22 protein-coding genes and 2 riboswitches are annotated in these 26,061 nt (G+C 69.0%); of the genes, 12 read left to right on the forward strand and 10 right to left on the reverse strand.

The window, feature by feature from the left end; all coding sequences use genetic code 11:
• The first annotated feature begins 31 nt into the window (after positions 1–31).
• From DPM12_RS11035 to DPM12_RS11075, 9 genes are all read left to right on the forward strand, one after another.
• Complete coding sequence (locus tag DPM12_RS11035) at positions 32–835, forward strand: cobalt-precorrin-6A reductase (RefSeq protein ID WP_211658805.1); 804 nt, start codon at positions 32–34, stop codon at positions 833–835.
• Complete coding sequence (gene bluB / locus DPM12_RS11040; protein ID WP_112258375.1) at positions 835–1,500, forward strand: 5,6-dimethylbenzimidazole synthase; 666 nt, start codon at positions 835–837, stop codon at positions 1,498–1,500. The genes DPM12_RS11035 and bluB overlap by 1 nt, the downstream gene beginning before the upstream one ends.
• Before the next feature lie 107 nt (positions 1,501–1,607).
• Entirely contained in the window at positions 1,608–3,098 is a 1,491-nt protein-coding gene (locus DPM12_RS11045; RefSeq protein ID WP_112258376.1) for a mannitol dehydrogenase family protein, read from the forward strand.
• 4 nt (positions 3,099–3,102) lie between these two features.
• Positions 3,103–3,831, forward strand: coding sequence for a FadR/GntR family transcriptional regulator (locus tag DPM12_RS11050; protein ID WP_112258421.1), 729 nt, complete (start codon positions 3,103–3,105; stop codon positions 3,829–3,831).
• Between the two features lie 142 nt (positions 3,832–3,973).
• Positions 3,974–4,972 (forward strand): C4-dicarboxylate TRAP transporter substrate-binding protein, encoded by a 999-nt coding sequence (locus DPM12_RS11055; RefSeq protein ID WP_112258377.1) that lies wholly within the window; start codon positions 3,974–3,976, stop codon positions 4,970–4,972.
• Positions 4,969–5,520 carry a TRAP transporter small permease gene (locus tag DPM12_RS11060; RefSeq protein WP_112258378.1) on the forward strand — a complete coding sequence of 184 codons (552 nt, stop codon included), beginning with the start codon at positions 4,969–4,971 and terminating at the stop codon, positions 5,518–5,520. The genes DPM12_RS11055 and DPM12_RS11060 overlap by 4 nt, the downstream gene beginning before the upstream one ends.
• A complete protein-coding gene (locus DPM12_RS11065) occupies positions 5,517–6,794 on the forward strand; it encodes a TRAP transporter large permease (protein WP_112258379.1) in 1,278 nt (425 codons plus the stop codon). The genes DPM12_RS11060 and DPM12_RS11065 overlap by 4 nt, the downstream gene beginning before the upstream one ends.
• Before the next feature lie 12 nt (positions 6,795–6,806).
• The gene (locus DPM12_RS11070) at positions 6,807–7,568 is read left to right on the forward strand and encodes an SDR family NAD(P)-dependent oxidoreductase (RefSeq protein ID WP_112258380.1); all 762 of its coding nucleotides are present in this window, start codon (positions 6,807–6,809) and stop codon (positions 7,566–7,568) included.
• A gap of 22 nt (positions 7,569–7,590) precedes the next feature.
• Positions 7,591–8,640: an Ldh family oxidoreductase gene (locus DPM12_RS11075; protein ID WP_112258381.1), complete on the forward strand. Its 1,050-nt coding sequence runs from the start codon at positions 7,591–7,593 to the stop codon at positions 8,638–8,640.
• Between the two features lie 74 nt (positions 8,641–8,714).
• Here DPM12_RS11075 and DPM12_RS11080 read toward each other — a convergent pair whose 3' ends face one another.
• The 3 genes from DPM12_RS11080 to cobG are packed head-to-tail and all read right to left on the reverse strand — an operon-like array spanning position 8,715 to position 12,206.
• The gene (locus tag DPM12_RS11080; protein ID WP_112258382.1) at positions 8,715–10,379 is read right to left on the reverse strand and encodes a precorrin-2 C(20)-methyltransferase; all 1,665 of its coding nucleotides are present in this window, start codon (positions 10,377–10,379) and stop codon (positions 8,715–8,717) included.
• Positions 10,376–10,999, reverse strand: coding sequence for a precorrin-8X methylmutase (locus DPM12_RS11085; protein ID WP_112258383.1), 624 nt, complete (start codon positions 10,997–10,999; stop codon positions 10,376–10,378). The genes DPM12_RS11080 and DPM12_RS11085 overlap by 4 nt, the downstream gene beginning before the upstream one ends.
• Before the next feature lies 1 nt (position 11,000).
• Positions 11,001–12,206, reverse strand: coding sequence for a precorrin-3B synthase (cobG, locus tag DPM12_RS11090; protein WP_112258384.1), 1,206 nt, complete (start codon positions 12,204–12,206; stop codon positions 11,001–11,003).
• A gap of 30 nt (positions 12,207–12,236) precedes the next feature.
• Positions 12,237–12,420: riboswitch (cobalamin riboswitch) on the reverse strand.
• 252 nt (positions 12,421–12,672) lie between these two features.
• On the opposite strand from cobG, the gene DPM12_RS11095 reads away from it, so the two are divergent.
• Both DPM12_RS11095 and DPM12_RS11100 read left to right on the forward strand, forming a co-directional pair.
• Complete coding sequence (locus DPM12_RS11095) at positions 12,673–13,158, forward strand: COG4315 family predicted lipoprotein (RefSeq protein ID WP_211658806.1); 486 nt, start codon at positions 12,673–12,675, stop codon at positions 13,156–13,158.
• Positions 13,159–13,203: 45 nt separating this feature from the next.
• Positions 13,204–14,169, forward strand: a complete 966-nt coding sequence (locus DPM12_RS11100; protein WP_112258386.1) for a threonine/serine dehydratase — start codon at positions 13,204–13,206, stop codon at positions 14,167–14,169.
• Positions 14,170–14,324: 155 nt separating this feature from the next.
• Here DPM12_RS11100 and cobN read toward each other — a convergent pair whose 3' ends face one another.
• The 7 genes from cobN to DPM12_RS11135 form a co-directional block, all read right to left on the reverse strand.
• Positions 14,325–18,212 carry a cobaltochelatase subunit CobN gene (cobN, locus tag DPM12_RS11105; protein ID WP_112258387.1) on the reverse strand — a complete coding sequence of 1,296 codons (3,888 nt, stop codon included), beginning with the start codon at positions 18,210–18,212 and terminating at the stop codon, positions 14,325–14,327.
• A gap of 31 nt (positions 18,213–18,243) precedes the next feature.
• Positions 18,244–18,512, reverse strand: a riboswitch (cobalamin riboswitch).
• A 133-nt stretch (positions 18,513–18,645) separates the two neighbouring features.
• Entirely contained in the window at positions 18,646–19,119 is a 474-nt protein-coding gene (locus DPM12_RS11110) for an OsmC family protein (RefSeq protein WP_112258388.1), read from the reverse strand.
• Positions 19,120–19,223: 104 nt separating this feature from the next.
• Positions 19,224–19,745: an NUDIX hydrolase gene (locus DPM12_RS11115; RefSeq protein WP_112258389.1), complete on the reverse strand. Its 522-nt coding sequence runs from the start codon at positions 19,743–19,745 to the stop codon at positions 19,224–19,226.
• A gap of 52 nt (positions 19,746–19,797) precedes the next feature.
• On the reverse strand, positions 19,798–20,073 hold the full coding sequence (locus DPM12_RS11120) for a hypothetical protein (RefSeq protein WP_112258390.1): 276 nt from the start codon (positions 20,071–20,073) through the stop codon (positions 19,798–19,800).
• A 192-nt stretch (positions 20,074–20,265) separates the two neighbouring features.
• Positions 20,266–21,147, reverse strand: coding sequence for an LLM class F420-dependent oxidoreductase (locus DPM12_RS11125; RefSeq protein ID WP_112258391.1), 882 nt, complete (start codon positions 21,145–21,147; stop codon positions 20,266–20,268).
• A 156-nt stretch (positions 21,148–21,303) separates the two neighbouring features.
• Positions 21,304–22,890 carry a cobyric acid synthase gene (locus DPM12_RS11130; RefSeq protein WP_112258392.1) on the reverse strand — a complete coding sequence of 529 codons (1,587 nt, stop codon included), beginning with the start codon at positions 22,888–22,890 and terminating at the stop codon, positions 21,304–21,306.
• The gene (locus tag DPM12_RS11135) at positions 22,887–23,843 is read right to left on the reverse strand and encodes a cobalamin biosynthesis protein (RefSeq protein ID WP_112258393.1); all 957 of its coding nucleotides are present in this window, start codon (positions 23,841–23,843) and stop codon (positions 22,887–22,889) included. The genes DPM12_RS11130 and DPM12_RS11135 overlap by 4 nt, the downstream gene beginning before the upstream one ends.
• 525 nt (positions 23,844–24,368) lie before the next feature.
• Here DPM12_RS11135 and cobT point away from each other — a divergent pair.
• Positions 24,369–26,057, forward strand: coding sequence for a nicotinate-nucleotide--dimethylbenzimidazole phosphoribosyltransferase (cobT, locus tag DPM12_RS11140; protein WP_211658807.1), 1,689 nt, complete (start codon positions 24,369–24,371; stop codon positions 26,055–26,057).
• Positions 26,058–26,061 lie beyond the last annotated feature (4 nt).

Below are 26,061 nucleotides of genomic sequence, written 5' to 3' on the forward strand. Positions count from 1 at the left end.
GTCGGTTCATCCGGCCTTCCTGGAGTATGACGTGAACGCCGGCGCTCACGAACGTCGCGGCCCCGTTCTCGTGCTCGGGGGAACCTCGGAAGCACGTGCACTGGCCGCCGAGCTCGTGCGCCACGGGGTTCACGTGGTGTCGTCACTGGCCGGCCGGGTGCGGGCGCCGCGACTGCCCGACGGCGAGGTGCGTATCGGGGGGTTCGGTGGCGCCCGGGGACTGGCGACCTGGCTGCGGGAAACCGGCGTGCGCTGCGTCGTCGACGCCACGCATCCGTTCGCGTCGCGCATCAGCCAGTCCGCCGCGTCGGGGACCGGGGAAGCCGGTGTCCCGCTGCTGCGGTTGGAACGTGCCGGCTGGCATGCTGGTGCGGCGGATGACTGGCGGTGGGCCGGCTCGCTCGACGAGGCGGCGCAGCTTTGTGCCCGGCTGGGAACGCGGATCTTCCTGACGACGGGACGGCAAGGCCTGGCGGCGTTCGCGGGCCTCGACCAGCCATGGTTCCTGATCCGGTGTGTCGACCCGCCGGACCCGCCGCTGCCTGCGCGCTGCGAGGTGGTGCTGGACCGGGGACCGTACACGGTCGACGGTGAGATCGACCTCATGCGCCAGCACGGGATCGACCTGCTGGTCACCAAGGACAGCGGCGGAACGTACACGGCGGCGAAACTCGACGCTGCGCGGCGGCTGGGCGTGCCCGTCGTCGTGGTGCGCCGCCCGTCCCGGCCGCGAGTCCACACGGTCGAGACGGTGGATGAGGCCGCGGCGTGGGTGCTCGCGCACGCTGGTGCGATCGGGAAGGCATCGAAGGACGAACGAGAGGACGGTATCTGATGGTCACGGGTCCGGAACCGGTGGTCGCGAACTTCTACGATGTCGTGACACGTCGCCGGGACGTGCGGGGCGAGTTCACCGGCGCGCCTATCGCGGACGAGGTGCTGGACCGGGTCCTGGGCGCGGCGCACTCGGCCCCGAGCGTGGGGCTCAGCCAGCCATGGGACTTCGTGCTGGTGCGTGACGAGTCGACGCGGGCGACGTTTCGCGAGCACGTCATGGAGGAGCGCAAGGTGTTCGCCGATACGCTGTCCGGCGAGCGGGGAGGGACGTTCGCCAAGATCAAGATCGAGGGAATCCTCGAATCGAGCCTGGGAATCGTGGTCACCTACGACCCCGCGCGCGGAGCTCCGGACGTGCTCGGGCGCCACGCCATCGCCGATGCCGGGCTGTACTCGGTGTGCCTGGCCATTCAGAACCTCTGGCTCGCGGCCACGGCAGAAGGATTGGGCGTGGGCTGGGTCAGCTTCTACCGCGAGGAGTTCCTCGCCTCGCTCGTCGGCCTCCCGGAAGGCGTGCGGCCCGTGGCGTGGCTGTGCCTCGGTCCGGTGTCGGAGCTCGCCTCGACCCCTGATCTGGAACGTGCCGGGTGGCGCCGTCGCCGTCCGCTCACCGAGGCCGTGCACTACGAGCGTTACGGCGACGTGCGGGACGGTGATCGATAAGGTCAGGCCGAGCGTACTCCGGTCGGCCTGCTCGCTGACGTGCCCGTGGGCTCCGCATACCATCGACGACGCAACTGGTTCCCCGACGGACGGGAGCGTGTGTAGGCATGAGCACGGCTTCGCAGCGTCTGGGCCTCGCGTCGCTCGGGCGGGTACGAGCGGGAGGAGTCCCGGGTTACGATCCGCGAGCGATCGAGGCCGGGATCGTGCATCTCGGAGTGGGGGCATTCTTCCGCGCCCACCAGGCCGCCTACACCCACGAGCTGCTCCAGGAAGGACACCACGCCTGGGGAATCTGTGGCTTCAGCCAGCGAAGCGATACGGTGCCCGGGCAGCTGGCTCCCCAGGACGGCCTCTATAGCCTGCTGGTGCGGGACGCGATCACCGCACCACGCCTCCAGGTGATGGGCGCGCTGCGTGATGTGCGGTGCGCCGCCCACGAACCGGAGACGGTCGTCGAGAAGATCGCGGCGCCGTCCGTCCATGCCGTGACCCTGACCGTCAGCGAGAAGGGGTACCGCCAAGATCCCGCTACGAACGGCCTGCGGATCGACGACGAAGTCGCCGCCGACCTCGGTGGTCAGCCGCCGCGCACCGTCGTGGGCCAGCTGGTGCGCGGCCTCCAGCGGCGCCGCGCCGGAGGGGGCGCACCCATCGCGATCATCTCGTGCGACAACCTCACGTCGAACGGCGCGATGTTGCGCCGATTGGTCCTCGACTTCGTCGACCGGCTGCCCGCTACCGAGCGCGGCCCGCTCGGGGACTGGATCGCCACGCAGGTTGCCTTCCCCAACACCATGGTCGACCGCATCGTGCCGGCAACCAGTGAACGGGACCGCGCCGAGGTGGAAGAGCTGATGGGCCTCCGCGACGAGGGCGTGGTGGTGGCCGAGCCGTTCACCCAGTGGGTGATCGAGGACGCCTTCACCGGAGCTCGCCCTCCCTGGGAACTCGCCGGAGCCGTTCTGACCGACGATGTCGAGCGCTACGAGCGGGTCAAGCTGCGGCTGCTGAACGCGGCGCACTCGCTGGTCGCCTACCTCGGCGTGCTGATGGGCCACGACACCATCGCGGAGGCCGTGGCGGACGAGCGAATTCGGGGTGCCGTGCTGCGGCTGCTGAACGACGATCAGATACCGACGGTGACACCGCCCCCGGACGTTGACCTCTCCTCCTACCGCGACGAGGTGCTGCACCGGTTCGCCAACCCGGCACTGGGCCACCGCACTGCGCAGGTGGCCATGGATGGTAGCAAGAAGCTGCCACAGCGTCTCCTGGGTGCCCTCCGGCAGCGCCGCGCAGACGGGGCGCTGCCCCGTTACGGCGCCCTGTTGATCGCCGCCTGGATGCGCGCCCTCTCCGCGGAGCGCGCGGACGGCTCTATCGCCGACGTGGGGGATCCGGAAGGCGACACCGTGCGCCGCCTCCTGGCCTCCGCGCGAAACGACCACGAAGCGGTGCGCGACGTGCTGGGCATTCGCTCCGTCTTCGGGCCAGATCTGTCGGGCGACGAGGAGCTGGTCGAAGCGGTGGCCGAGTTCTACACCGCGCTTGGCCGCCACGGGGTGGATGGCGCCCTACGGGCCGTCGGCGGGTGATCCTATGGCGTCTGAATCGCTGCACCTCCGTGTAGCCGACTCGCTCGGGCGTCGTGTCGCCGGCTACGAACTCCCGGCCGGCAGCGTGGTGAGCCTGGCGGAGTTGGAGAAGGAGTACGGGATCTCCCGGACCGTCGCTCGCGAGGCCATGAGGTTGCTGGAATCGTTGGGCATGCTCGAGGCTCGCCGCCGTGTCGGGCTCATCGTCACGGACGAATCCCAATGGAATGTGCTGAGCCCGCAGGTCATCGAGTGGCGCCTGGCAGGGGCGGGCCGGGACGCCCAGCTCCGTTCGCTGCTCGACCTTCGTATCGCCGTCGAACCGATGGCCGCACGTGGGGCCGCTCTGCACGCGTCGCCGGACGATCGCCAGCGGCTCGTGGATCTCGCTCGCCGGCTTCGCGAGCTGGGTGAGCAGGGCCTGGGCGAGACAGATGAATACCTGATGACCGACGTCGCGTTCCATGAAACGCTTCTACACGTCAGCGGAAACGAGATGCTCGCCGCGCTCGACCAGGTCGTGCGGTCGGTGCTCGTGGGCCGCACCCGGCTCGGCTTGTCGCCGGCGGTCCCGGTCGCCGAAGTGATCGACTACCACGAAACCACCGCACGGGCGATCGTGGAGCGTATGCCGGAGGCTGCCGAGCTGTACTCGCGTCAGCTCGTGGTGCGGGTTCGAGCGGAGTTTTCCCTGCCCGATCCACCGGGCGACGCGGGCCGCACGGCTCCGTGATGTCTCTCCCATCGCGCAAAAGAGAGTACTTGTGTGCTCGTGCGGGTGGTGGCACTATGGCCTGTACTGGTCCGACGGGACCCCAATAACCTGGCCAGATGACGCTAAAACTGCACGCCCGGCTCTCTCGGGAGGAACGAGCATGCAACGGCGCAGAGTGACACTGATACTATCAATCGGCGTAACCGCGGCTCTGGGGCTGGCCGCGTGCGACAACGGCTCGGCCGGTGAGGAGACCTACGAGCTCCGTTTCAACCACGTACTCTCCGAATCCGAGCCGTTTCACGAGGGATTCCTCTCCTGGGCCGAAGCCGTCGAGGAGCGCACCGACGGCGGCCTGACCATCGAGGTGTACCCCTCCGCCGAACTCGGCGTGGAGGAAGACATCATCGAGCAGATCCAGGACGGCGCCGCCATCGGGCAGAACACCGATGCCGCACGGCTGGGGCAGTACGTGGAGGACGTGGCCGTCGTCAACGGCCCATACTTCGTCGAAAGCCTCGACGAAGTCGAGGCCCTGCGCGAGAGCGAGACGATGCAGGGCTATCTGGACGAACTCGAGGACCAGGGGCTGAAGGTCATCTCGTTCAACTGGGTGCAGACGCACCGGCACTTCTTCACGAACCAGGAGATCAACACCCCCGAAGACCTGAACGGCCTGCGAGTCCGCACACCAGGCGCGCCGATCTGGCAGGAGTCGATCCGGGCGCTCGGCGCATCGCCAGTGGCCATGGACTTCGGCGAGGTGTATCCCGGCCTCCAGCAAGGCGCCATCGATGGGGCAGAACTGGTCTACGCGAACATTCCCGCGGGAAGCCTCCACGAGGTCGTGTCCCACGCCACCGAGACCGGTCACATCCTGCTGGTCAATTTCGAGGTGGTCAGCGCCGAGTGGTTCAACTCGCTGCCCGACGAGTACCAGGAGATCCTCGTCGAGGAGGCCGACCGTGCCGGGCGCGAGACGTCCCAGGTCATGGAGGAGGAAATCGCAGAGATCAAGGACGAGCTGGTCGACCAGGGCATGACCATCAACGAGGACCCGGACGTCGAGGCGTTCCGCGAAGCCGGGGAGGCCGCCTACGACGCCCTCGGGCTCACCGAGGTCAGGGACCAGATCTGGTCGGAGATCGGCAAGGAATGACCGGGACCGGCGGGGCGAGCGGAGCAGACGGTCGCGGCGACGGAGTGCAGAACGGCGAGGTACGGACAGAGCCGGGACCCTACGGGATGCTCGGACGGGTGGAGCTGCGGTTCGCCCAGATGTGCGTCGCGCTGATAGCCGTGCTCGTACTGGTCTCGGCGCTCGCGCGCACCGTTGGCCAGCCGGTTGCGTGGGCGGTGGACCTGGCCACGTTCTTCCTCGCGTGGGGAGTGTTCGTGGGCGCAGACGTGGCGTGGCGGCACAACCGGATGGTGAGCATCGATGTGCTCGTCGAGCGGCTGTCGCCGCGGGTGCGCAGTTGGTTGCAGCTCGTCAATCACTTGCTGATCGCGCTGTTCCTCCTGGCCTTCGTCGTGCTCGGGACGAGACTCGCTTACACCACCGCCGACCGAAGCTTCGACGGTCTGCCCTGGCTGAGCTACACCTGGGTGACCCTCGCCGTCCCCACCGGCTGCCTGCTCATGCTGTACACCACGGCACACCGGATCAGGCACACGATGGACGTGCTGCGGCGGAGTGTCACGTGATCACGGTCATCGTCGTCTTCCTGGTTCTGGTGGCGATAGGGATGCCCGTGGCGTTCGCCATCGGGATCTCCGGCTTCCTGTTCTTCCTCATGGAGGGCTCGCTCAGCCTCACCATCCCACCGCAGGTCACGCTGACGCAGACACAGAACTTCGCCATTCTGGCCATCCCGATGTTCATCTTCGCCGGGAACTGCCTGAACGAGACCGGGATGACGCGGCGCTTGCTGGATTTCGCGTCGGCGTTGACGGGGCATCTGCGGGCCGGGCTCGCCCATGTCGGTGTCGTCAGCTCGTTCATGATGGGTGGCGTCACGGGCTCCGCGATCGGTGACGCCACCATGTACGGCCGCGTACTCGGTCCGGGAATGTTGGAGCGCAAGTACGTCCCCGGCTTCGCGGCTGGTGTCATCGGCACGTCGGCCGTCATCGTGACGATGGTGCCGCCAGGGACCGGGTTGATCCTGTACGGGACGCTCGGCGAGGTCTCCATCGGCCGGCTGTTCGCCGCGGGTGTCGTCCCGGGTGTCCTCATGACGGTGGTGCTGATGCTCGCCGTGGTGGTGACGGCCCGCCGCCGGGGGTACGAGCGTGAGCTATCGCGCCGGGCTCCGCTGGGCACGGTGGTCCGAACCGGGCTCGCCGGCGTATGGGCGTTGATCTTCCCGGTCATCCTCATCGTCGGACTCCGGTTCGGCGTGTTCACCCCTTCGGAGGCGGGTGCCTTCGCCGTCGCCTATGCCCTCCTGGTGGGGGTGGTCATATATCGCGAGCTCACCTGGGCCAGGTTCACCCGGGCGTTGCAAGACACCGTCAACGACGTCGGCATGATCATGCTCTTGATCTCGTTGTCCGGCACGTGGGGTCATGGCCTGACATGGGATCGGATCCCGCAGCGCATCATGGAGGCGCTTCTGGGGATCTCGGAGAATCCGCAGGTGATTTTGATCGTCCTGGTCGTGGCACTCCTGGTGGCCGGGATGTTCATGGACTCCACGGTTCTGATCCTGCTCCTGACCACGATGCTCATGCCCGTGATCACGGAAGTGGGGATCGACCCGGTCCACTTCGGCATCGTCATGGTGCTGACGCTCACCACGGGCCTGTTGACGCCCCCGATCGGCGTCATCATGCTCGTCGTCTGCTCGCTCTTCGATACGACGGTCCCGGCCTACCTGCGAGAGTCCGTGTACTTGTTCCTGGCCCTCGTGGGGCTCATCGTTCTCCTTGCCTTCGTCCCGGAGCTCGCCCTGTGGCTGCCGCAGCTGATCTACTGATAGGAGGTCGTCGTGGACTTCAGCGGACGGACCGCGATTGTGACCGGTTCCGGTGCCGGAATCGGACGCGAGACAGCGCTGCTGTTGGCATCGCACGGTGCCAACGTGGTCGTGAATTCGAGGAATGGTGCGGGCCGCGGCCAGGCCACGGTTGACGAGATCGTCGCGTCCGGGGGGCGCGCGGCGTACGCGCCGGGCGACGTCGCGGAACCGGCGACGGCCGCCGGTGCGGTCGAGATGGCCGTCACCGAGTTCGGCGGCCTCGACATACTGGTGAACAACGCCGGACTCACCATTCCCGGCACCGTGGAGACGACGTCCGAGGACGACGTCCAGCGCATGCTGGACGTCAATGTCACGAGCACGATCCTCATGTCCCGTGCCGCCATGCCGGCGCTGCGCGCACGCGGCGGCGGGACGATCGTGAATGTGGCGTCCGTGGCCGGCATCAAGGGCCACCAGGACCGCGCCGTGTACTCCGCCACCAAGGGAGCGATCGTCGCGTTGAGCCGCTCCATGGCAGTGGACCACGTGCCGGACGGAATCCGTGTCAACTGTGTCTGCCCTGGTACGACGTTGACCCCGGCGATCGAGGAGAAGATCAACTCCAGCCCTGACCCGGACGCAGCCGAGAGGGCGTTCGTGCATCGTCAGCCCATGGGCAGGCTGGGGTTGCCTCGCGAGATCGCCCACACGATCGCGCACGTCGCATCCGCGGAGGCGGCCTTCATGACCGGATCCGTCGTGGTGATCGACGGCGGCATGACGATGTGACGGATCGGCTCAGGAGCAAGGCATGACCACGGTTCCCTATGTGGAGCTCGAGACCTTTGCAGCCCAGTGTCTCACCGCGGCCGGAGCCAGCCAGCAGGACGCGCAGGCCACCGCGAGCTTGCTCACCCGCACGGACGCCTTCGGCATCCACTCGCACGGGCTGAAGAACCTCGCCGGATACCTCGAGAAATCCCGGCGGGGTGCGATCGATCTCACTGCCCGTCCGACGACCGAGGTCGACGGACCGGCCTTCGCCCTGCTCGACGCCCACCACGCGATCGGTATGGTCAGCGGGACTCAGGCCATGCGAACGGCAACCGAGAAGGCACGCGAGGCCGGCATCGCCGTGGTCGCGGTGCATTCGTCGACGCATTTCGGAGCGGCCGGACTCTACGCCCTGATGGCAGCGGAGGATGGCCTGATCGGGCTCACGGCGAGCAACGTCGACCCCAACATGACGGTGCCCGGCGCGCGCGGCAAGGTCCTCGGCAACAACCCCATCGCCTATGCGCTGCCGGCGGGACGGCACCGACCGGTCGTCTTCGACATCAGCCTGAGCGCGGTCGCCTCCCTCAAGGTGATCCAGGCACGCGAGGACGGCGCCGAGGTTCCCGAAGGGTGGATCGTCGATGGAGCCGGCAGGCCGACCACCGATCCCTCGCGTTACCCCGGTGAGGGAGCGATGATGCCGATGGCCGGCCACAAGGGCTACGGCCTCGCGCTGCTGGTGGATGCGCTCACCGGCCTGCTGGCGAACGCCGCCACGTCCGACCAGGTGCCCAGCTGGTACTTCGAGATGGACCGGCCGAACGACGTGTCCCATGCCTTTCTCGCGATCGACCCGAGTCTTTTCGGCGGCTCCCCGGATTACGCCGCGCGCGTCGAGAGCTTCCTCGACCGGATCCACGCCGCGCCGCTTGCCGACGGCGCCGAGGAGATCCGGCACCCCGGACAGCTCGAATGGCGCAACTACGAGAAGGCACGTGACGGTGGTCTCTCGTTGCCTCCCGAGGTCGTCACCACGCTGGAAACGGCAGGGCATTCGGTCGGTGTGCGTCCACCCTGGGTGTGAGAACGGCCTGGTTACCCAATGGACGGCGTCTCCTCAGATGCCGGAAAGCAGCGGGCAGGCGGGGTCAGGATCGGTCAGTCAGTAGGCGACTGGCCTGCCGTTGACACGGCGTCTTCCCCGTAGGTTCGCGGTGTCCAGACGCGCACGCTCCCGTCCGGCCGTTCCGTGGTCCGGGTGCGTGAGGAGCCGACGATCACCAGGCAGCGCATGTCCACGTCGTCGGCATCGAAGCCTTCGAGCGTGCTCACCTGCACCGATTCGTCGTCGCCGCCGACATCGCGGGCGATGACGACAGGCGTGCCCGGTGACCGGTGCCGCGCGAGCACGGCCCGCGCCTTGTCGAGCTGGGCCCGCCGGCTGCGCGATGCGGGGTTGTAGAGGGCGACGACGAGATCGGCGGCGCCGGCCGCATCGAGGCGTTGCTCGATGACACTCCAGGGCTTGAGGCGATCCGACAGCGAGAGCATGCAGAAATCGTGGCCGAGTGGTGCGCCGACGCGTGCGGCCGCCGCCTGCGCAGCCGTCACACCGGGGACGACGCGAACATCGACCCCCTGCCACCGCGCGTCGTCGGCTTGTTCGAGCACCGCGGAGGCCATTGCGAACACGCCGGGATCGCCGGACGAGACCACGGCGACGCGGGTGCCCTGCCTCGCCAGCTCCAGTGCCTGAACGGCGCGGTCGGCCTCGACGCGGTTGCCGGAGCTGTGCCGCTGCTGTCCTGCCCGCGTGGGTACTCGTGCGACATACGGGCCGTAACCGACGACGTGGTCAGCCGCGGCCAGTTCCTGTTCGGCCTCCGGGGTCAGCCATTGCGTACCAGCGGGTCCGAGTCCGACGACGACCACCTCACCGCGCCAGGCTGGATCCGATTGCTCGCCACGGGAGCCGGTCTCGACGTCGTGGACCTGCTCCGCGGCCCCGTGCGTCGCCCGTTCGTCCCGGGGCACGACAGCGACGGAGAAATACGGCACGGTCTCCGGGTCGACGTCGGCGATCCGCTGGATGCGGCCCTCGCCCCACGTGGCCCGCTCGACATAGTAGGCACCGTCCAGGCGCCCGGACTCGGCAAGCGCGTCCCGTACGGAGGTGAACGTGCGCCCGAGTTTGAGGATGGCGGCAGCGTCCGTGTCCGCCAGCCGCCGCGCCAGCTCCGGTTCCGGCAGGGTGCCGGGCAGGACGGTGAACGTTTCCTCGTGCTGCACGAGTGGGCGACCGAGCTCGGCCGCCGCACCGCTGATGGAGGTCACACCCGGAACGGCGTGCGCCTCGTAACGCTCGCGGAGCCGCTCGTGCATGTGCATGTAGGAGCCGTAGAAGAACGGATCACCGGCACAGAGCAGGGCGACGTCCCGCCCGGCGTCGAGATGCTCGGCCAGGCGCTTGGCGGCGTGCTCGTAGAACTCGGCGAGGGCGCCCTCGTAGCCACCGGGATGCCGCGTTCCTTCCGTGGTGACCGGATAGACGAGGGGTTCCTCGATCTGGTCGCCACGCAGGTACGGCTCGGCGATCGAGCGAGCGATGCTACGCCCGTGCCGGGCACTGTGGTAGGCGATCACGTCGGCTCGCTCGATCAGGCGGGCTGCCTTGATGGTGATCAGTTCGGGATCGCCCGGACCCAGCCCGACACCCCAGAGCCTGCCGACGGTCGAGTCGTCGGGCGAGCCGGTGTGCACGTCGGTATGCGAGTCCGTGCGCACGTCGGTGTGCGAGTCGCTGCTAGATGCGGCGTCGCTCATTCGTCCTCCCTCGCCACGGCGTTCACGGCGGCAGTGGCGATCGCGCTACCCCCGCGGCGGCCGTGGACGGTCAGATATGGTGCTGGTGCGCGCTTCTCCAGCTCCTCCTTCGACTCGGCGGCCCCCACGAACCCGACCGGCACGCCGATGATGACGGCGGGCGCCGGGACGCCGTCGTCGAGCAGCTCGAACAGCCGGAACAACGCGGTCGGCGCGTTGCCGATGGCCACGACGGACCCCGCGAGCTGCTCGCGCCACAGGTCGAGGGCGGCGGCGCTGCGGGTGGTTCCCACCGTGTGGGCGAGCTCGGGAACACGCGGGTCGGACAGCGTGCAGATGACGTCGTTGTCGGCCGGCAACCGGGCGCGAGTGATGCCGCTGGCGATCATGTTCGCGTCCGTGAGGATCGGCGCTCCGGCCCGCAAGGCCGCGCGCCCGGCAGAGACCACGTCGGCGGAGAACGCGATGTCGTCGACCAGGTCGACCATGCCGCAGGCATGGATCATTCGCACGACTACGGTCGCCACGTCGGGTGGAAGGTTCGCGAGGTTCGCCTCGGCGCGGATGGTCGAGAACGACTGGCGGTAGATCTCGGCGCCGTCGCGGATGTAGTCGTGCATGTCAGTCCCTCCCCGGGACGATGGAGGACAGGCCAGTGGGGGCGCCGCCGTTGACGACGTAGCCCTCGCTCGTGGCCACGACGTCGACGTGTTCGGCCTGCGGCCGTCCACAGCGCCGCTCGCATCCGCTGATGTGGATCGGTGGGCCGGCCGGAAGTTCGGCGAGGACGGCGCGCGCATCCGTCCGGACATCGGCAGCCGAGGAGGCGCATCCGGGGCTGCCGATGCACGCGCTCACGCGCAGTGCCGAATCGCCGGGGTTCAGCAGGAAGCCAGCCTCGTCGAGCCGGGCGGTCACGTCAGCGGCGGCGTCGGGGTCGAGACCCGGCACGATGACCGAGCGCCACGGCGTGACGACGGCCCGCTCGGGGGCGAGCTGGGCGAGCAGCCGCAGCTGGGCGCTGGTGAGCGTGCCGAAGGCCACGCCGGCCACGATGGCTACGGCGTCGCCGGTGGAGTGCCGGTAGACGCCGACGCTCTCCGCCCCGCCCCCTCTCCGATGATCATGAACACTTATCGACCCCATGGGTCGATAAGTGTTCATGATCATCGGAGGGAGGCGGTGCAGGGATGTGGGATCGAGCTCGCGCACTCGCCAGGCGCCGCTCCCGTCCTCCGCACGCAGATCCAGGAAGGCGAGCGCGGCGCTGATCATGGCAGGAACGGCGACGTTCCTCTCGGCATGCAGGCCGCTGGCGGCACCGCCGACGACGAGCGCGCCGCTCGTGTCGTCGACGGCACGCCAGCCGACGTCGAGGGAGCCCGGCGGGAGATCACCTCGACCGTCGTCGAGGCCGAACTGGAACCGGCCGGGAAGTTCCGTCAACCGGGGCTCGTTGCAGATCGCCGCGTCGAGCTCGGTGACGAGGTGCCGGACGTCGGTGAGGCCCCCACGGATGCCGCTCATCGGAGAGGCCAGGATGTTGCGCACTCGCTCGTGTGGGGGCGCCGGAAGCAAACCGGCCCCACTCAGGCGAGCCGCGAGGTCGTCGACGTCCCGGACGGCGCGTATCTGTACGTTGGCGCGCGACGTGAGGTGAAGCTTGCCGGATGCGCACTCGTCGGCGCCCCCGGCCAGGGCGGCTAGCTGCGGGGCGGAGATGGCCCCACCCGGGACGCGGATACGCGCGAGCGGGCCGTCCGCGGCATGGTGTGTGGTGAGAGCTCCGGGGCAGGCATCGGTGCGCTCGCGTACTGACCGGCCCATGGACGACCGCCTTCCATCACCTCGTGGAACGTCGCTTGCAGTGCCGTGGCCGGTCTCCTGGCTGACGGATCCACACCCTCCGGCCTGCCTTCCCAGGTGGCGCGCCACCCAGTGGCTCCCTTGACGGGACGGCCGGGAGCTTCCCCGATCACAGTGGCGAGGGCCGCTCCGGTTTCACACCGGATTCCCATACGCCACGGCAGTGAACAGTGTACCGGATCGGCATCCGGCGCCGTTTTTTGGAACTCACTTCTTGGCTCTGCGGAACGTCCAGAGCCCTCGATGCCGCTCTGGACGTTCCGCAAACCCAAGAAGTCGGCCTTGCTCGCCGTGACGAGGGTGAATCCGTTCCGCGGCGCGCAATCTCCGTCCGGCTTCGCGTCGTACAACCGGTGTCCGAACACCTCGGATGGACACCAGGTCCGGTGAGACGTGCCCATCCGGACGACCGATGCTTGGAGGTTCGATGAACCGCCGACTACGGATGTCGCTCGCGCTGCTCGGCATTGTCGCGCTGGGTGCGCTCGGGGCATGCAGCGACGACGACGGCGATGTGGCCGCCCCGGAGGGTCCGCACCTGACCGTGACGGACACCGATGCCGGTGAGATCCTCGTGGACCACGAGGGACGCACCGTCTACCTGTTCACTGAAGATTCGCCCGGGCAGAGCGCGTGCGTCGACGAGGACTGCCTGAGCGCCTGGCCGATCCTCGAGGGAGAGTTCGAGGCCGGCGAGGGTGTCGACGCCGACCTGCTCGGCACGATCGAGCGTGACGACGGGATGACACAGGCCACCTACGGCGACTGGCCCCTGTACTACTTCGCCAGCGACGAGGGCCCGGGTGACATTCAGGGCCAGGGCGTCAACGACGTCTGGTTCGTGCTCGACCCCGCCGGCAACGCGATCGAAGGGGACGTCGCGGTGGAGGAGGATGGCAACTCCGGATACTGATGCCGGTTCTGGCGGCATGCCACGGGGTAGGCGAGGATTGGGGACATGGTCGATCTTTCTGATGTTCGTGCCGCACATGCCCGTATCGACGGTCATATTCGCCGGACCCCGGTCATCGACGTCGAGCCCGACGTCATCGCGCCGGCGGGACGGCTGTGGTTCAAACTTGAGCAGCTTCAGCACACCGGCTCGTTCAAGGCCCGGGGTGCATTCAACCGGATCCGTGCCGCTCTCGAAGCATCCGCTGCCCCGTCAAGCGAATCGGATCATGACCCGGTTCGCGTGATCGTCGCCGCGTCCGGAGGGAACGCCGGCATGGCGCTCGCCCACGCGGCGCGAGTGCACGGCCTACCGGCACAGGTGTTCGTGCCGGAGAACGCGCCACCGGTGAAGGTGAAGAAGCTCCGGGACCTGGGAGCGGACGTGATGCAGGTGGGCACCAAGTACGCGGACGCGTACGAGGCGGCGACGGCCCGCGCCGAAGAGCCGGGGGCGCTGTTCTGTCATGCGTACGATCAGCCGGAAATCTGTGCTGGTCAAGGAACGCTCGGGCGGGAGCTGCTCGACCAGACGGGTGGTGAGGTGGACACGATCCTGCTCGCCGTCGGGGGCGGCGGATTGATGGCTGGCGTCGCCGCGGCCGTCGAAGGAAGCGCCCGCGTGGTTGCCGTCGAACCGGCAGCTATCCCCACGCTGCGCACGGCGCTCGACGTGGGTGGCCCCGTGGACGTCGACGTGTCCGGCATCGCAGCCGACTCGCTGGGTGCCTCGCGGGTGGGCACCATCGCCTACGAGGTCGCGGTACGCACCGGCGTCGACTCGGTGCTCGTGGAGGACGCCGACATCGTCGAGGCACGGCAGATGCTCTGGAAGGAGTACCGCACGGTGGTGGAGCACGGCACCGCGTCGGCCCTGGCCGCGCTGCTGTCGGGTGCTTACCGACCGGCGGCTGGCGAGCGGGTAGCCGTCGTGCTGTGTGGTGCCAACACCGATCTGTCGGATCTCGGCTGAGGTGGGTCTGCACGTCGGCTCACGGTGCCGTGCACGCTGAACCCACGTCCCGTGCGCGCTGAGTCCACGTCGAGGGATCGAGGAAAGCGCTCTCTGAGGTGGACTCAACGTGCACGGCACCGTTGTCTGCGGAACGACCGGCGGCCGCTCGCCTCCTAGTCTTCGAGGTCACCTTCGGTCTCGAGGATGGCTTGCTGGAGTGCTTCGAGCGCCTCGTCGGACGGTTCGGACCACAGCCCGCGCTGCGACGCTTCGAGCAGCCGCTCGGCGATGCCCTTGCGCGCCCACGGGTTGGACTGGCGGAAGAACTCGGCCACCTCGGGGTCGTTCACGTACTCGCGGGTGAGCGTCTCGTACATCCAGTCCTCGACGACGCCGGCGGTGGCGTCGTAGCCGAAGAGGTAATCGACGGTGGCCGCCATCTCGAAGGCACCCTTGTAGCCGTGACGCTGCATCGCGGAGATCCACTTGGGGTTGACCACGCGGGCGCGAAAGACCCGGGAGGTCTCTTCGGACAGCGAGCGGGTGCGTACGTGTTCGGGAACGGCGGAGTCGCCGACGTAGGCGGCGGGCGCCGAGCCGGACAGATGGCGAACCATGGCGACCATGCCGCCGTGGTACTGGTAGTAGTCGTCCGAATCGACGATGTCGTGCTCGCGGGTGTCCTGATTCTTCACCGCCACCTGGATGCGGGAGAAGGCCTTTTCCATGTCGTCTCGCGCCTCGACACCATCGAGCCCGCGGCCGTAGGCGAAGCCACCCCACACGGCGTAGACCTCGGCAAGGTCGGCATCCGTGCGCCAATTGCGGGCGTCGACCAGTGGTAACAACCCGGCGCCATACGACCCGGGCTTGGAGCCGAAGATCCGAGCCGTCGCCCGGCGCGGATCGGTGCCGCCGTCGACGTCCTCGGTGACGTGGGCACGCAGATGGTTCTCTGTCGGATCGTCGTCGAGCTCGGCCACCGTCCGCACGGCATCGTCGATGACGCCGATGACGTGGGGGAACGCGTCCCTGAAGAACCCGGAGATACGCACCGTCACGTCAACGCGGGGCCGTGGCTCGCCGTCAAGGGTGAGCTCGTCGGCGGGGACGACCTCGAACCCGGTCACGCGCCGGGAGGCGTCGTCCCAGAGCGGCCGCACGCCGAGCAGCCAGAGCACCTCCGCGATGTCGTCACCCTGCGTGCGCATGGCGGCCGTGCCCCAGACGGTGAGGCCGACCGACGTCGGGTAAGCGCCCGTCTCGGCCTTGTGGCGACGCAGTAGGGAATCACCTAGGGACACGCCGACGTCCCACGCGTTCCGGGACGGGACCGCCTTGGGATCGACGGCATACGGGTTGCGCCCGGTGGGGAGGACGTTGACCAGTCCCCGCGTCGGTGATCCGGACGGACCCGGAGGGACATAGCGGTTGTCCAGCGCGTTCAGGCAGTTTGTGATCTCGTCGGTGGTGCGGGCCAGGCGCGGGACGAGCTGCTCGGCGCCGAACCGCATGACGTCGGCGATCTCGCCGGTGCGATCCACCTCGGCGCCGAGCACGTCGGCGACGACGCGCTCGACCTCGCCCGATTGCCACTCGCGTGCGGCCAGCTCCTCCACGAGCGCCCGGGCAGCCGATTCCAGCAGGTCGACGACGTCGGATGCGGTGCGTGCCGCCGGAATGGACGAGGATGTGGCGCCGTCGCCGGATACGGAGCCGCTGTCGCTGGCGTCGTCGATCTGCTTCTGCCGCGCCTGGATGACGTCGAGCAGCGCGCTAACTCCCGCCGTCTTCTCCACGGCGGCTCCGGGCTCGGCCAGCAGCGCCTGCTCGTCCAGCCCGGCCCACGCGGCGATAGCGCCTCGCAGGCCGCGGTGGGCCGTCTCCCCGCCGAACACCTGCCGGGCGCGCAGCACCGCCAGGACGTCGTTGACCAGCTCGTTGCCTTCCGGAGCCTGCCCCAGGACGTGCAACCCCTCGCGAATCTGCACGTCCTTGATCTCGCACAGGTAGCCGTCGACGTGCAGGACGAAATCGTCGAACTCGTCCTCGCCGGGCATCTCGTCGGTATGCAGGTCGTGGTGCAGCTGGGCCTGCGTGACGAGCTCCCAGATCTGGGTGCGCACGGTGGGTGCCTTGGCGGGATCGAGCTCGCTGACCGTGGCGTACTCGTCCAGCAGCTGCTCCAGCTTGGCCAGATCTCCGTAGGTGTCGGCGCGGGCCATGGGCGGGATGAGATGGTCCACCAGCACGGCGTGCGAGCGGCGCTTGGCCTGCGTCGCCTCTCCGGGGTCGTTGACGATGAACGGGTAGACCATCGGAAGGTCACCCAGCACCGGGTCCGGCGCGCACTCGGCGGACAGGCCGAGCCCCTTGCCCGGCAGCCATTCCAGCGTGCCGTGCTTGCCCAGGTGGACCACGGCGTCCGCGCCGAAGCCGCCAGCACTCTGTGGCTCCTGGAGCCAGCGGTAGGCAGCGAAATAGTGGTGTGAGGGCGCGAGGTTGGGATCGTGGTAGATCGCCACCGGGTTCTCCCCGAACCCGCGCGGCGGCTGGATCATCACGACGACGTTGCCGAAGCGCAGGCCGGCGATCGCGATGGCCGGCTCGTCGCCGCTGGTGTCGACGTAGAGCTCGCCGGGAGGATCGCCCCAGGTTTCGGTCATGCTCGCGCGCAGGCCAGGCGGAAGCGTGTGGAACCAGGACGCGTACGTGGAGAGCGGCACGCTGGCGACGGCGTTGGATAGCTGCTCTTCTGTGAGCCACTCGACGTCGTGGCCGCCGGCAGCGATGAGCCGGTGGACGAGAGCGTCGCCCGGAAGGGCATCGCCGCCGTCGTCGGCCTCACCCCGACCCAGGGTGTCGAGATCGAGGTCGCCGATGTCGTAGCCGGCGTCGCGCAGCGCGCGGAGCACCTCGACGGCGCTGGCCGGGGTATCGAGGCCGACGGCGTTGCCCACGCGGGCGTGCTTGGTCGGATAGCTGGACAGGACGAGCGCCACCCGCTTGCGCGCGTTCGGTACCTCCCGGAGCCGGCCGGTGCGCACGGCGATGCCCGCTAGGCGGCGGGCCCGCTCCGGATCGGCGACGTAATGCGGTACACCGACGTCGCTGATCTCCTTGAACGAGAACGGCACGGCGATGATCCGCCCGTCGAACTCGGGGAGGGCGATCTGCGTGGCGGCATCCATCGGGTTCATCGCGCCGTCGCTCGCCAGCCACTCGTCGCGGGTATTGGTGAGCGTCATTCCCTGGATGACGGTGACGCCGAGCCGTTCGAAGACGGCGGTGTTCCACGCGTCGTCATCCTCGCCGGCGACCGCCTTGCCGCCGACGAGCCCGCCGCTGGCCAGGACCGTGGTGATGACCACGTCGGCCCGGCCGAGCAGCTCGCGCAGCGGCGCGTACTCGTCGCGGTCGATGCCGCGCAGCGAGTCGGTGAAGATCGGTCGCGGTACGCCACCGGCGGCCTCGATCTGTTCGCAGAGGACGTCGATGAACGCGGTATTGCCGGAGAGCTCGTGCGAGCGGTAGAACACGATCCCGACAACGGGGCGGTGCTGGTCGCCGGTCGCCTCCGTCGTCGCCGTGTCCTCGGCCCGCGTGCCCGCGTGGCCGTCGTGGATACCGAACCGTGGCTGTTCGGCCGGTGGCTCGAACGGTTCGCCGGTCAGCAGGATCGTGTCGCACAGGAACGCGGCGAGCTGGGCGAGGTTGGCCGGCCCGCCGGCCACCAGGTAACGCTGCGTCTCGGTGGCCACCCCCGTCGGCACGGTGGAATGCGCGTGCAGCTGCGCGTCCGGGCTCGACTCGCCACTGACGACGACGGTGGGAACCCCGGAGGCACACACCGCGTCGAGCCCGTCCGGCCACGCCTCGCGGCCACCCAGCAGGCGGACCACCGCGACGTCGGCGTTCTCGAGGAGGACCGGCAGGTCGTCGGTGGAGGTGCGCGCCGGGTTGGCTACCGACCACCGGTCGTCGGCTCGAACGGCGGTGAGCAGGTCGGTGTCGGCGGTGGACAGCAGGAGCAGGCGGGCATGGGACGGTGGCTGGTTCATGATGTCCTCTCTCGGGTGTCACCCGCACCCGGATCGGCGGACGACGCCGGGCAGTGTCCTGGCTTCCGGATCGTCACCTGCCCTCGGCCTTCCCGAGTCGCGTGATCGGTGTGGGCAAGCGCCAGCGAGTCGAGCAGGCGCCTCCGTCACCGATCCAGCGCCCCAGTGGCTTGCGGTGAGGGCCGGCTCCCCGGTCACAGTCGCGGGACGGCCCCGGTATCGGGCACGCGAGGTGCCCTCACCGGCGTTCCTGCCGTGACGTCGGATGGTCGACTCCGATCCTACGGGACCGTGGAATGTCGAGTCCGCCCCTGTCCCGGACACGGCGTCCGACTCTCGACTTCGACCTCGAGACATGCGGTAAAAGGGCCCGAACGGCACAGTTCCTGCCTGTCTGGGTGTCGAAGTCGCGCGAACGCGAGGCGTCGATCAGTTAGGCGACCTGTGTCTCGGGAGCGTGGTGGACGGGGAAGTTCACCGATCGGGCGATGAAACACTTGCTCGCGGCATCGTGATGCAGCTCCTGGGCCTTGTCGGCCATCGCTGTGTCGGTGATGGTGACGACCGGACGCAGTGTGACCTCGGTGAACTGGCCGGATCCAGCGCCGTCCATGACCATGGTGCCGAGCGGAGAATCCGTGTAAGCAGTCACGACCACACCAGCGTTAGCAGCCAGGTGCAGATACCAGAGCATGTGGCATTCGGAGAGCGCGGCGACCAGGAGCTCCTCCGGATTCCATCGTTCCGCGTCGCCACGGAATGCCGGGTCCGCAGAAGCGGCTATGGAGGTTGACTTCCCCTCAGCACGGATCTCGTGTGCTCGGCTGAAGGCGCGGTAGTGCGAGGTGCCCGTGCCTTCGTTTCCCGTCCACTCGACCGCGATCTCGTACTGGTGGGTGGCTGGCATGGGTGTCCCTCCGGTTCACGGCCGCACGTCAGGCATCAGTCTGGCATGCCTTCGCGCGCGGCGCGTCCGGTGTTCGGGGTCACCGCCGCCCAGAACGTCGATGATCAGCGGGAGCGGAGGCGACGGTAGGCTTCCGCACTGTCGGGGGTCCACGTCCATTCGGAGAACCGCCGGTCCAGCTCGTCGTCGGTCAGGAAGGAGTGCCAGGCGATCTCGTCGGCCTGTGGACGAACGGGCACGTCACAGCGTCCCTCGTACACCGCGCACCACCACGTGTGTTCCGCGTCGTCGTAGAGAAACGTGAACAGCCGCGTCAGCTGGCCGAGTTCGGCCACGCCCAGCTCTTCTCGGGCCTCGCGTACTGCCGCGTCGTCGTAAGACTCGCCGGCATGGACGACGCCGCCGACGAACATGTCGCAGTGCGACGGGAAGATGAGCTTGGAAGCGGTCCGCTGGTGGACGAAGACGCGTCCGAGATGGTCGCGCACCAGGACGAACACGCAGCGATGCGGGAGTCGCCGGGCGTAGGCATCGCGTCGCGAGGCTCGGCCGACGACCCGATCCCGTTCGTTGACGATGTCGACCAGCTCGTCGCCCGACGATGGCGGATCACTCACTTCCAGCATTCAATCAGCATGCAGCCCTGGTGCGGCAGCCGGGAGGGAACGTCGGGCGGTATTACCTGAGGCACTCGGCGGCCAGCTCCGGCAGATCGGAGTCATCGAGCGCCCGCTGTGTCGCGTCCACGGCTGCCGACGCGGTTGCCCACTCCTCCTCGATGGCTGCTGCCACGCTCTCCGCCGCCCGCACGGCCTCGCGGCACGATTCCGGAAGTGGTGCGCTGGCCCGACCGATCAGTATGCCCGCGACGAGGCCGATGACGATTCCCAGAACGGCCACCATCGTTGTGATCAATGTGCCGCGATGCCAGCGAATGCGGTCGGTGCCTTCCATGAGCACGGTTCCTTCCGGAACTGAACTGCGGGCCTTTATTCAAGTTTGCGTGAAGAAAGGCTTTCGTGCCGCATCGTGGCGTGACTCCCTGTCACAACTGATCATTGACGCTCGTGCACATGTCCATGTCGACGATCGTTGATAATCCGGCGATCACGCCGACTCGACGGAGCCCGACGGAGTTAGCCGAGGTTAGCCGAGTTCGGCGAGCCGTGACGCGGCCGGGACGCACGTCTTATCGATCCACGCGGCCCCGTGCGCGTTCGGTGGTATGACGATCACCTGCTGCATGCCCAGGCGGGCGTAGGGCTCTACGGCGGCGATGAAGCCGTCGACGTCTCCGTTGCCGAGTGTCTCGCCGGTGTAGAGCAAGGTCTTCTTGATCTCCGCATAGTCGCGGCCCACGTCGTCGCAGTGCCGGCGGAGCACGTCGAGCTTGTGTCCGACCTCCTCGGGCGACGACGCGAACAGATTGCAGGCGTCCCCGTACTGCGCCACGAGACGCAGTGTCTTCTTCTCGCCGCCACCGCCGATGAGGATCGGCGGATGCGGCTGGCTGACCGGCTGCGGCGTGCAGATGGTCTCGGCGAGCTGGTAGTGCGTGCCGGTGAACGGTCCGTTGTTCTCCGGATCCCACATCTGCAGGCAGATCTGCAACGCCTCTTCCAGCCGCTCGAACCGCTCGGCCGTGGGCGGGTAGGGGACCCCGAGGGCGTGGTGCTCCCGTTCGTACCACGCGGCGCCGATCCCGAGCGTCGCGCGCCCGCCGGAGAGGACGTCGGTGGTGGTGGCGATCTTGGCGAGTATTCCTGGATACCGGTACGTCACGCCGGTGACGAGGAGGCCGAGCTGAGCGTTCGAGGTGTGCGCGGCCAGGTAGCCGAGCGTGGTGTAGCCCTCCAGCATGGCGTCCTCGGAGAGCCCGACGTGCTCCATCTGGAAAAAGTGGTCCATGACGGACAGCCAGCTGGCGCCGGCTCGCTCGGCGGCCTCGGCGGAGCGGGCCAGCTCGGGCGCCAGGCCGGCCGGCCCATCGGCGTGGTCGAAAAAGACGAGGTGGATTCCGAGTTCCACAGCGATGCCTCTCGTTAGGGGTTTGGCAGTCTCGCGTCACGGTTGTGACGCGACCGCGCCTGGCGGGTGCCGCCCGCCGCTATCGCTCGGCGTGACCAGACCCGCAGGTGCATGGTTGTGACGCTACGGCCTGGAGCGCGCTCCAGGTCAACACGGCTAGCTACGCCACTCCGGCGAGATCACCGGCAGCCCTTCCGGCAGGCCGCTGTCGACAAGACGCATGATCGCCGTCGTATCGAGGTGGTCAGCGATGGCGTCGGCGAGCCGGTCCAGCATGATCTCTCGTTGCTCGGCGAAACCCGGCCCACCGGCCGGCCGCCACGGTCGTCCGCGTCCGGCAGCTGCCTCCATCAGCCAGGCGCGCCGGAAGCCGTCGTTCTCGAATGCCCCGTGCCAGGTCGTGCCCCACACGCTTCCCTGTCGCCAACCATCCAGGAACGGCTCCACGTGCCCGGCAGGTGACTCGCCGTGATGTCCCTGGTGTGCGCCGGGACTGGCCGAGCGGGCCGCGACGCCATGATGGATCTCGTAGGCGTCGACCTCGTGGCCGAGCCACGACCCGCGCGGGCGTCCGAGCCTCTTGTCCGGGACAAACGTCACCTCGGTGGGGAGGAGCCCGAGCCCGTCGACGGTGTGCCCGGACTCGACCGGGTCGACGATCCGCTCGGCGAGCATCTGGTACCCGCCGCATATGCCGAGCACGGCCTGCCCGGCCCGCGCCCGGGCCACGATCGCCGCGTCGAGCCCGTGCTGGCGCAGCCACCCGAGATCGGAGACGGTGGCCCGGCTCCCGGGAAGCACGGCGAGATCAGCGGTGGCCACGACGTCGGGATCCGTGGTGAGCGTGACCGACACGCCGGGTTCGCAGGCCAGGGCGTCGACGTCGGTGGCGTTCGAGATCCGTGGAAGGCGCACGACGGCCACGGTGAGTGCCCGGCCGGCATGCCCGCCGCCGCGAGCGTCGTCGCCGGGCGACGGCGAGGCGTCGGCTGCCAGCCCGCTGCTCCAGCCGCCGAGGGCGAGAGCGTCCTCGGAGTCGATCCACACGCCGTCGAGCCACGGCAGCACGCCCAGCACGGACCGGCCGGTGAGCTCCGCGATGCGTTCCAGACCGGGACGCAGGATGTCGACGTCGCCGCGGAACTTGTTGACGACGAAGCCTGCGAGGTGACGCTGGTCCTCGGCGTCGAGCAGGGCGACGGTGCCGTACATCGACGCCAGGGAGCCGCCCCGGTCGACGTCGGCGACCACGATCACGGGCAGGCCGGCATGGCGAGCGAGCCCCATGTTGACGTAGTCGCCCGCGCGGAGGTTGATCTCGGCGGGACTGCCGGCGCCCTCGCAGACGACGGCGTCGAATCGGGCGCGCAGGTCGTCCAAAGCGCCGAAGGCGGCGGCCGCGAGGGTGTTGCGTCCGCTGGCATACTGGCCAGCCTGTAGCGTGCCGTTCGGGCGACCCATCAGGACGACGTGCGACGTGTGGTCGCTGCCGGGCTTGAGCAGCACCGGGTTCATCGCCGCTTCGGGCGCGATCCCGGCCGCCATCGCTTGCACCCACTGTGCGCGGCCGATTTCCGCGCCGTCGGGACAGACCATGGAGTTGTTGGACATGTTCTGCGCCTTGAACGGCGCCACCCGGATTCCCTGTCGCGCGAGCCAGCGGCAGATACCCGCGGCCACCAGGCTCTTGCCGGCATCCGAGGTGGTTCCCGCGACGAGCAGGCCTCCCGCACGCGTGGTCATCGCGCCGGCTTTCGCTTCCGCAGGGCCGACGCGCCGACGCGGGCGGCGGTGACGGTGGCCAGCGTGCCGAGCGATACGGCCCGGGAGATACGTACGGCGCGCGGGATGTCGGCAGCCGTTGCTGCCGGGCCCGAACCGAGGACGGGGCGGTCGTCGACGCCGTACGGGTACACGGTCCGCCCGCCGAGGCGGCGGCCGAGAGCCCCGGCAAGGGCGGCCTCGACCACCCCCGCGTTGGGACTGGGGTGCCGGTGGGCGTCGCGACGCCAGGCACGGCGCGCATCGCGAGCGCACCCGCCGACGAGGGGTGCCGCGAGCATCGTGAGCGCACCGGCGAGGCGCGCGGGCAGGTAGTTGGCGGCATCGTCGAGGCGCGCCGATGCCCATCCGAAGTGGCGATAGCGCTCGCTCTTGTGCCCGACCATCGCGTCGAGCGTATTCACCGCCCGGTAACCGACGAGACCGGGGAGCCCGGCAACCGCACCCCAGACCAGGGGAGCGACGACGGCGTCGGAGGTGTTCTCGGCGAGCGACTCGACGGTGGCGCGTGCGAGCCCGTCGGCGTCGAGCGTGGCCGGATCCCGGCCACACAGGTGCGGCAGACGGCGGCGCGCCGCGTCCAGATCGTGGTCTGCGAGTGAGCGCCCGAGCAGCTCGGCTTCCCGGGTCAGGCTGCGACCCCCGAGCACTGCCCACGTTGTCGCGGCCGTGGCAACGGTGTGCGGAATCGTCCGATCGAGCATGCGCTCCGCGATGGCGGCGGTGACGACGGGGACACCGACGGCGACGGTTGCATAGGCCGCGCCCCGGCCTCGGGAATCGGACCACCACGCGCGTTCGAGAGAGGCAGCGGCGCGGCCGAATCCGGCGACCGGGTGGCCGCGTCGTGGATCGCCGAGCAGCGCGTCGGCTGCCGTGCCGACGGCGAGACCGGCCGTCGTCGTCCAGCTCACGGTCGCGCCTCACCCTGCCTTCGCCGCGTCGTCGTCAGTCTGGGTGCATGGTACGCCACCGCCCGCGCCCCACCGTCCCGCTGATCATGAACAGTTATCGACCACATGGCCCGACTAGTGTTCATGATCAGCGGAAAGGGACGGGAGGGGAGGGGCTGCCGGTTGGTTGGTGCGGCGGGATGTGGCATTCTTCCTACGTTGGCAGGAGGCGCCGGATGGCGAAGCCTGCCAGGGTCTTTCACGTTCGGGGGAAGCCGGTCGGACTCCGGCGCTGTCCCGCAACCGTAGGCCACCTCGACGTGCCCGCACGTGGAGCCTCGTGGCAAGCCGGAATGCCTGGATGTGGAAGCGGCTCGAATGCTCGTCGAGGATCGCGGGTGAGCCGGGTACCGGAGTCGTGGACGTGAGCGATCCCTTTCCCGGCCTCATCCCGGGACAATCCCCCTCGATGATCATGAACACTAGTCGGCCCATGTGGTCGATAACCGTTCATGATCAGCGGAGATGGGGGTGAGGGAGGTCGCTGTGGAAAAGATCGTGGTGCTGGGCGGGGCCCGCTCGGGGAAATCGCGGTTCGCCGAGAACTGGGTGCGTGAACTCGACAAACCCGGGCACGTCGTCTACGTCGCCACCGCCGGGCCGAGGCCGGGGGACGAGGAGTGGGCCGAGCGGGTGCGGCGTCACCAGGAGCGCCGCCCCGCTTCGTGGCTGACGCGCGAGACCAGCGACGTCGCCTCGGTCCTGCGCGAGGCCACCGGCACGGTGATCGTGGAATGTCTCGCGTTGTGGCTGACAGCAGTACTCGATGCGGCGGGCGCCTGGAACGACGACGGCGGCGGCCACCGCGAGGGTGACGGCGGCGACGGCGCCGGTGCCTCCGAGACGGCGATGGCCCAGGTGGATGCCGCCATCGACGAGCTCGTGCAGGCGTGGCGAACGTCGTCGGCACGTGTCGTGGCGGTAAGCAACGAGGTGGGCTGGGGCATCGTCCCGGAGACCCGGGCGGGGCGGCTCTTTCGCGATCTCCTCGGGACGCTCAACCAGCGGCTTTCGGCCGAAGCCGACCGCGTTGTCCTGTGTGTTGCCGGTCGCACCCTCGATCTCGGCCCGGAAACGGCGAGCACCCCGGCGCGGCACGAGCCACCGGAATCCCATTCGGAGGTTGCCGGGCAGGCTCGCCGCGGCGTGCCCGCCCCGGTCGACCGCGATTCGGGGGACCAAGCCCGGGAGCTGATCGATGGCCTGGCCAAGCCGGTCGGCTCGCTGGGGCGCCTGGAAGAGATCGGTGTCTGGCTCGCGGGACGGCAAGGAGCTCCGGCACCCCGTTACCCGAGCCGAACCGGCGTGACGGTGATCGCCGGAGATCATGGGATCGCGGCCGATGCCTCGGCGTATCCGGCGTCCGTCACCGCTGCGATGGTGCGTACCGTGGCCACCGGCCAGGCGGCGATCAATGCACTGGCCAGCGAGCATGGCGCGACCGTGCGGGTACGGGACCTGGGCGTCGCATCGGACCTCAGCGATCTGTCCACCTCGGTCACAGAACACAAGATCCGCAGCGGCACGGGCCGGATCGACTCCGAGGATGCGATGACAAGCGATCAGGCCCAGGCGGCGATCGAGGCCGGCCGGGTCATGATGCGCGAGGAACTCACGTGCTCACCGCCGGCCGACATGCTCGTCGCCGGTGATCTCGGCATCGGTAACACGACGATCGCCGCGGCGCTGACCGGCGCCATCCTGGGACTCGACGCGGAGAAGGTCACCGGCCGGGGAACGGGCGTGGATGACCCCACGCTGTGGCGAAAGACCGAGATCGTGGCTGCGGCCATCGACCGCGCCCACGCCGTGCGCAGCGATCCTGCCGCTCTCCTCGCAACCATCGGCGGGCCCGACCTGGCCGCGATGGCCGGCTTTCTGGCCGAAACGGCCGAGCAGGGCGTCCCGGCGATCCTGGACGGCGTGGTCGTCACGGCCGCCGCCCTGGTCGCCGATCTGCTCACTCCGGGTGCGTCGACGTGGTGGCTGGCCGGGCACCGCTCCGTGGAACCGGCGCATACCGCGTCACTCGACCATCTCGGCCTCGAACCCGTCGTCGAGCTGCACATGCGCCTTGGCGAAGGCACGGGCGCGTTGGCCGCGCTGCCGATCGTGCGCTCGGCGGTGGCAGTCTGCACCCGCATGGCGTCGCTTGCCGACCTGAACGTGAGTTGACCAG

It is taken from the genome of Phytoactinopolyspora halophila (assembly GCF_003287285.1).
GTDB lineage: Bacteria > Actinomycetota > Actinomycetes > Jiangellales > Jiangellaceae > Phytoactinopolyspora_A > Phytoactinopolyspora_A halophila.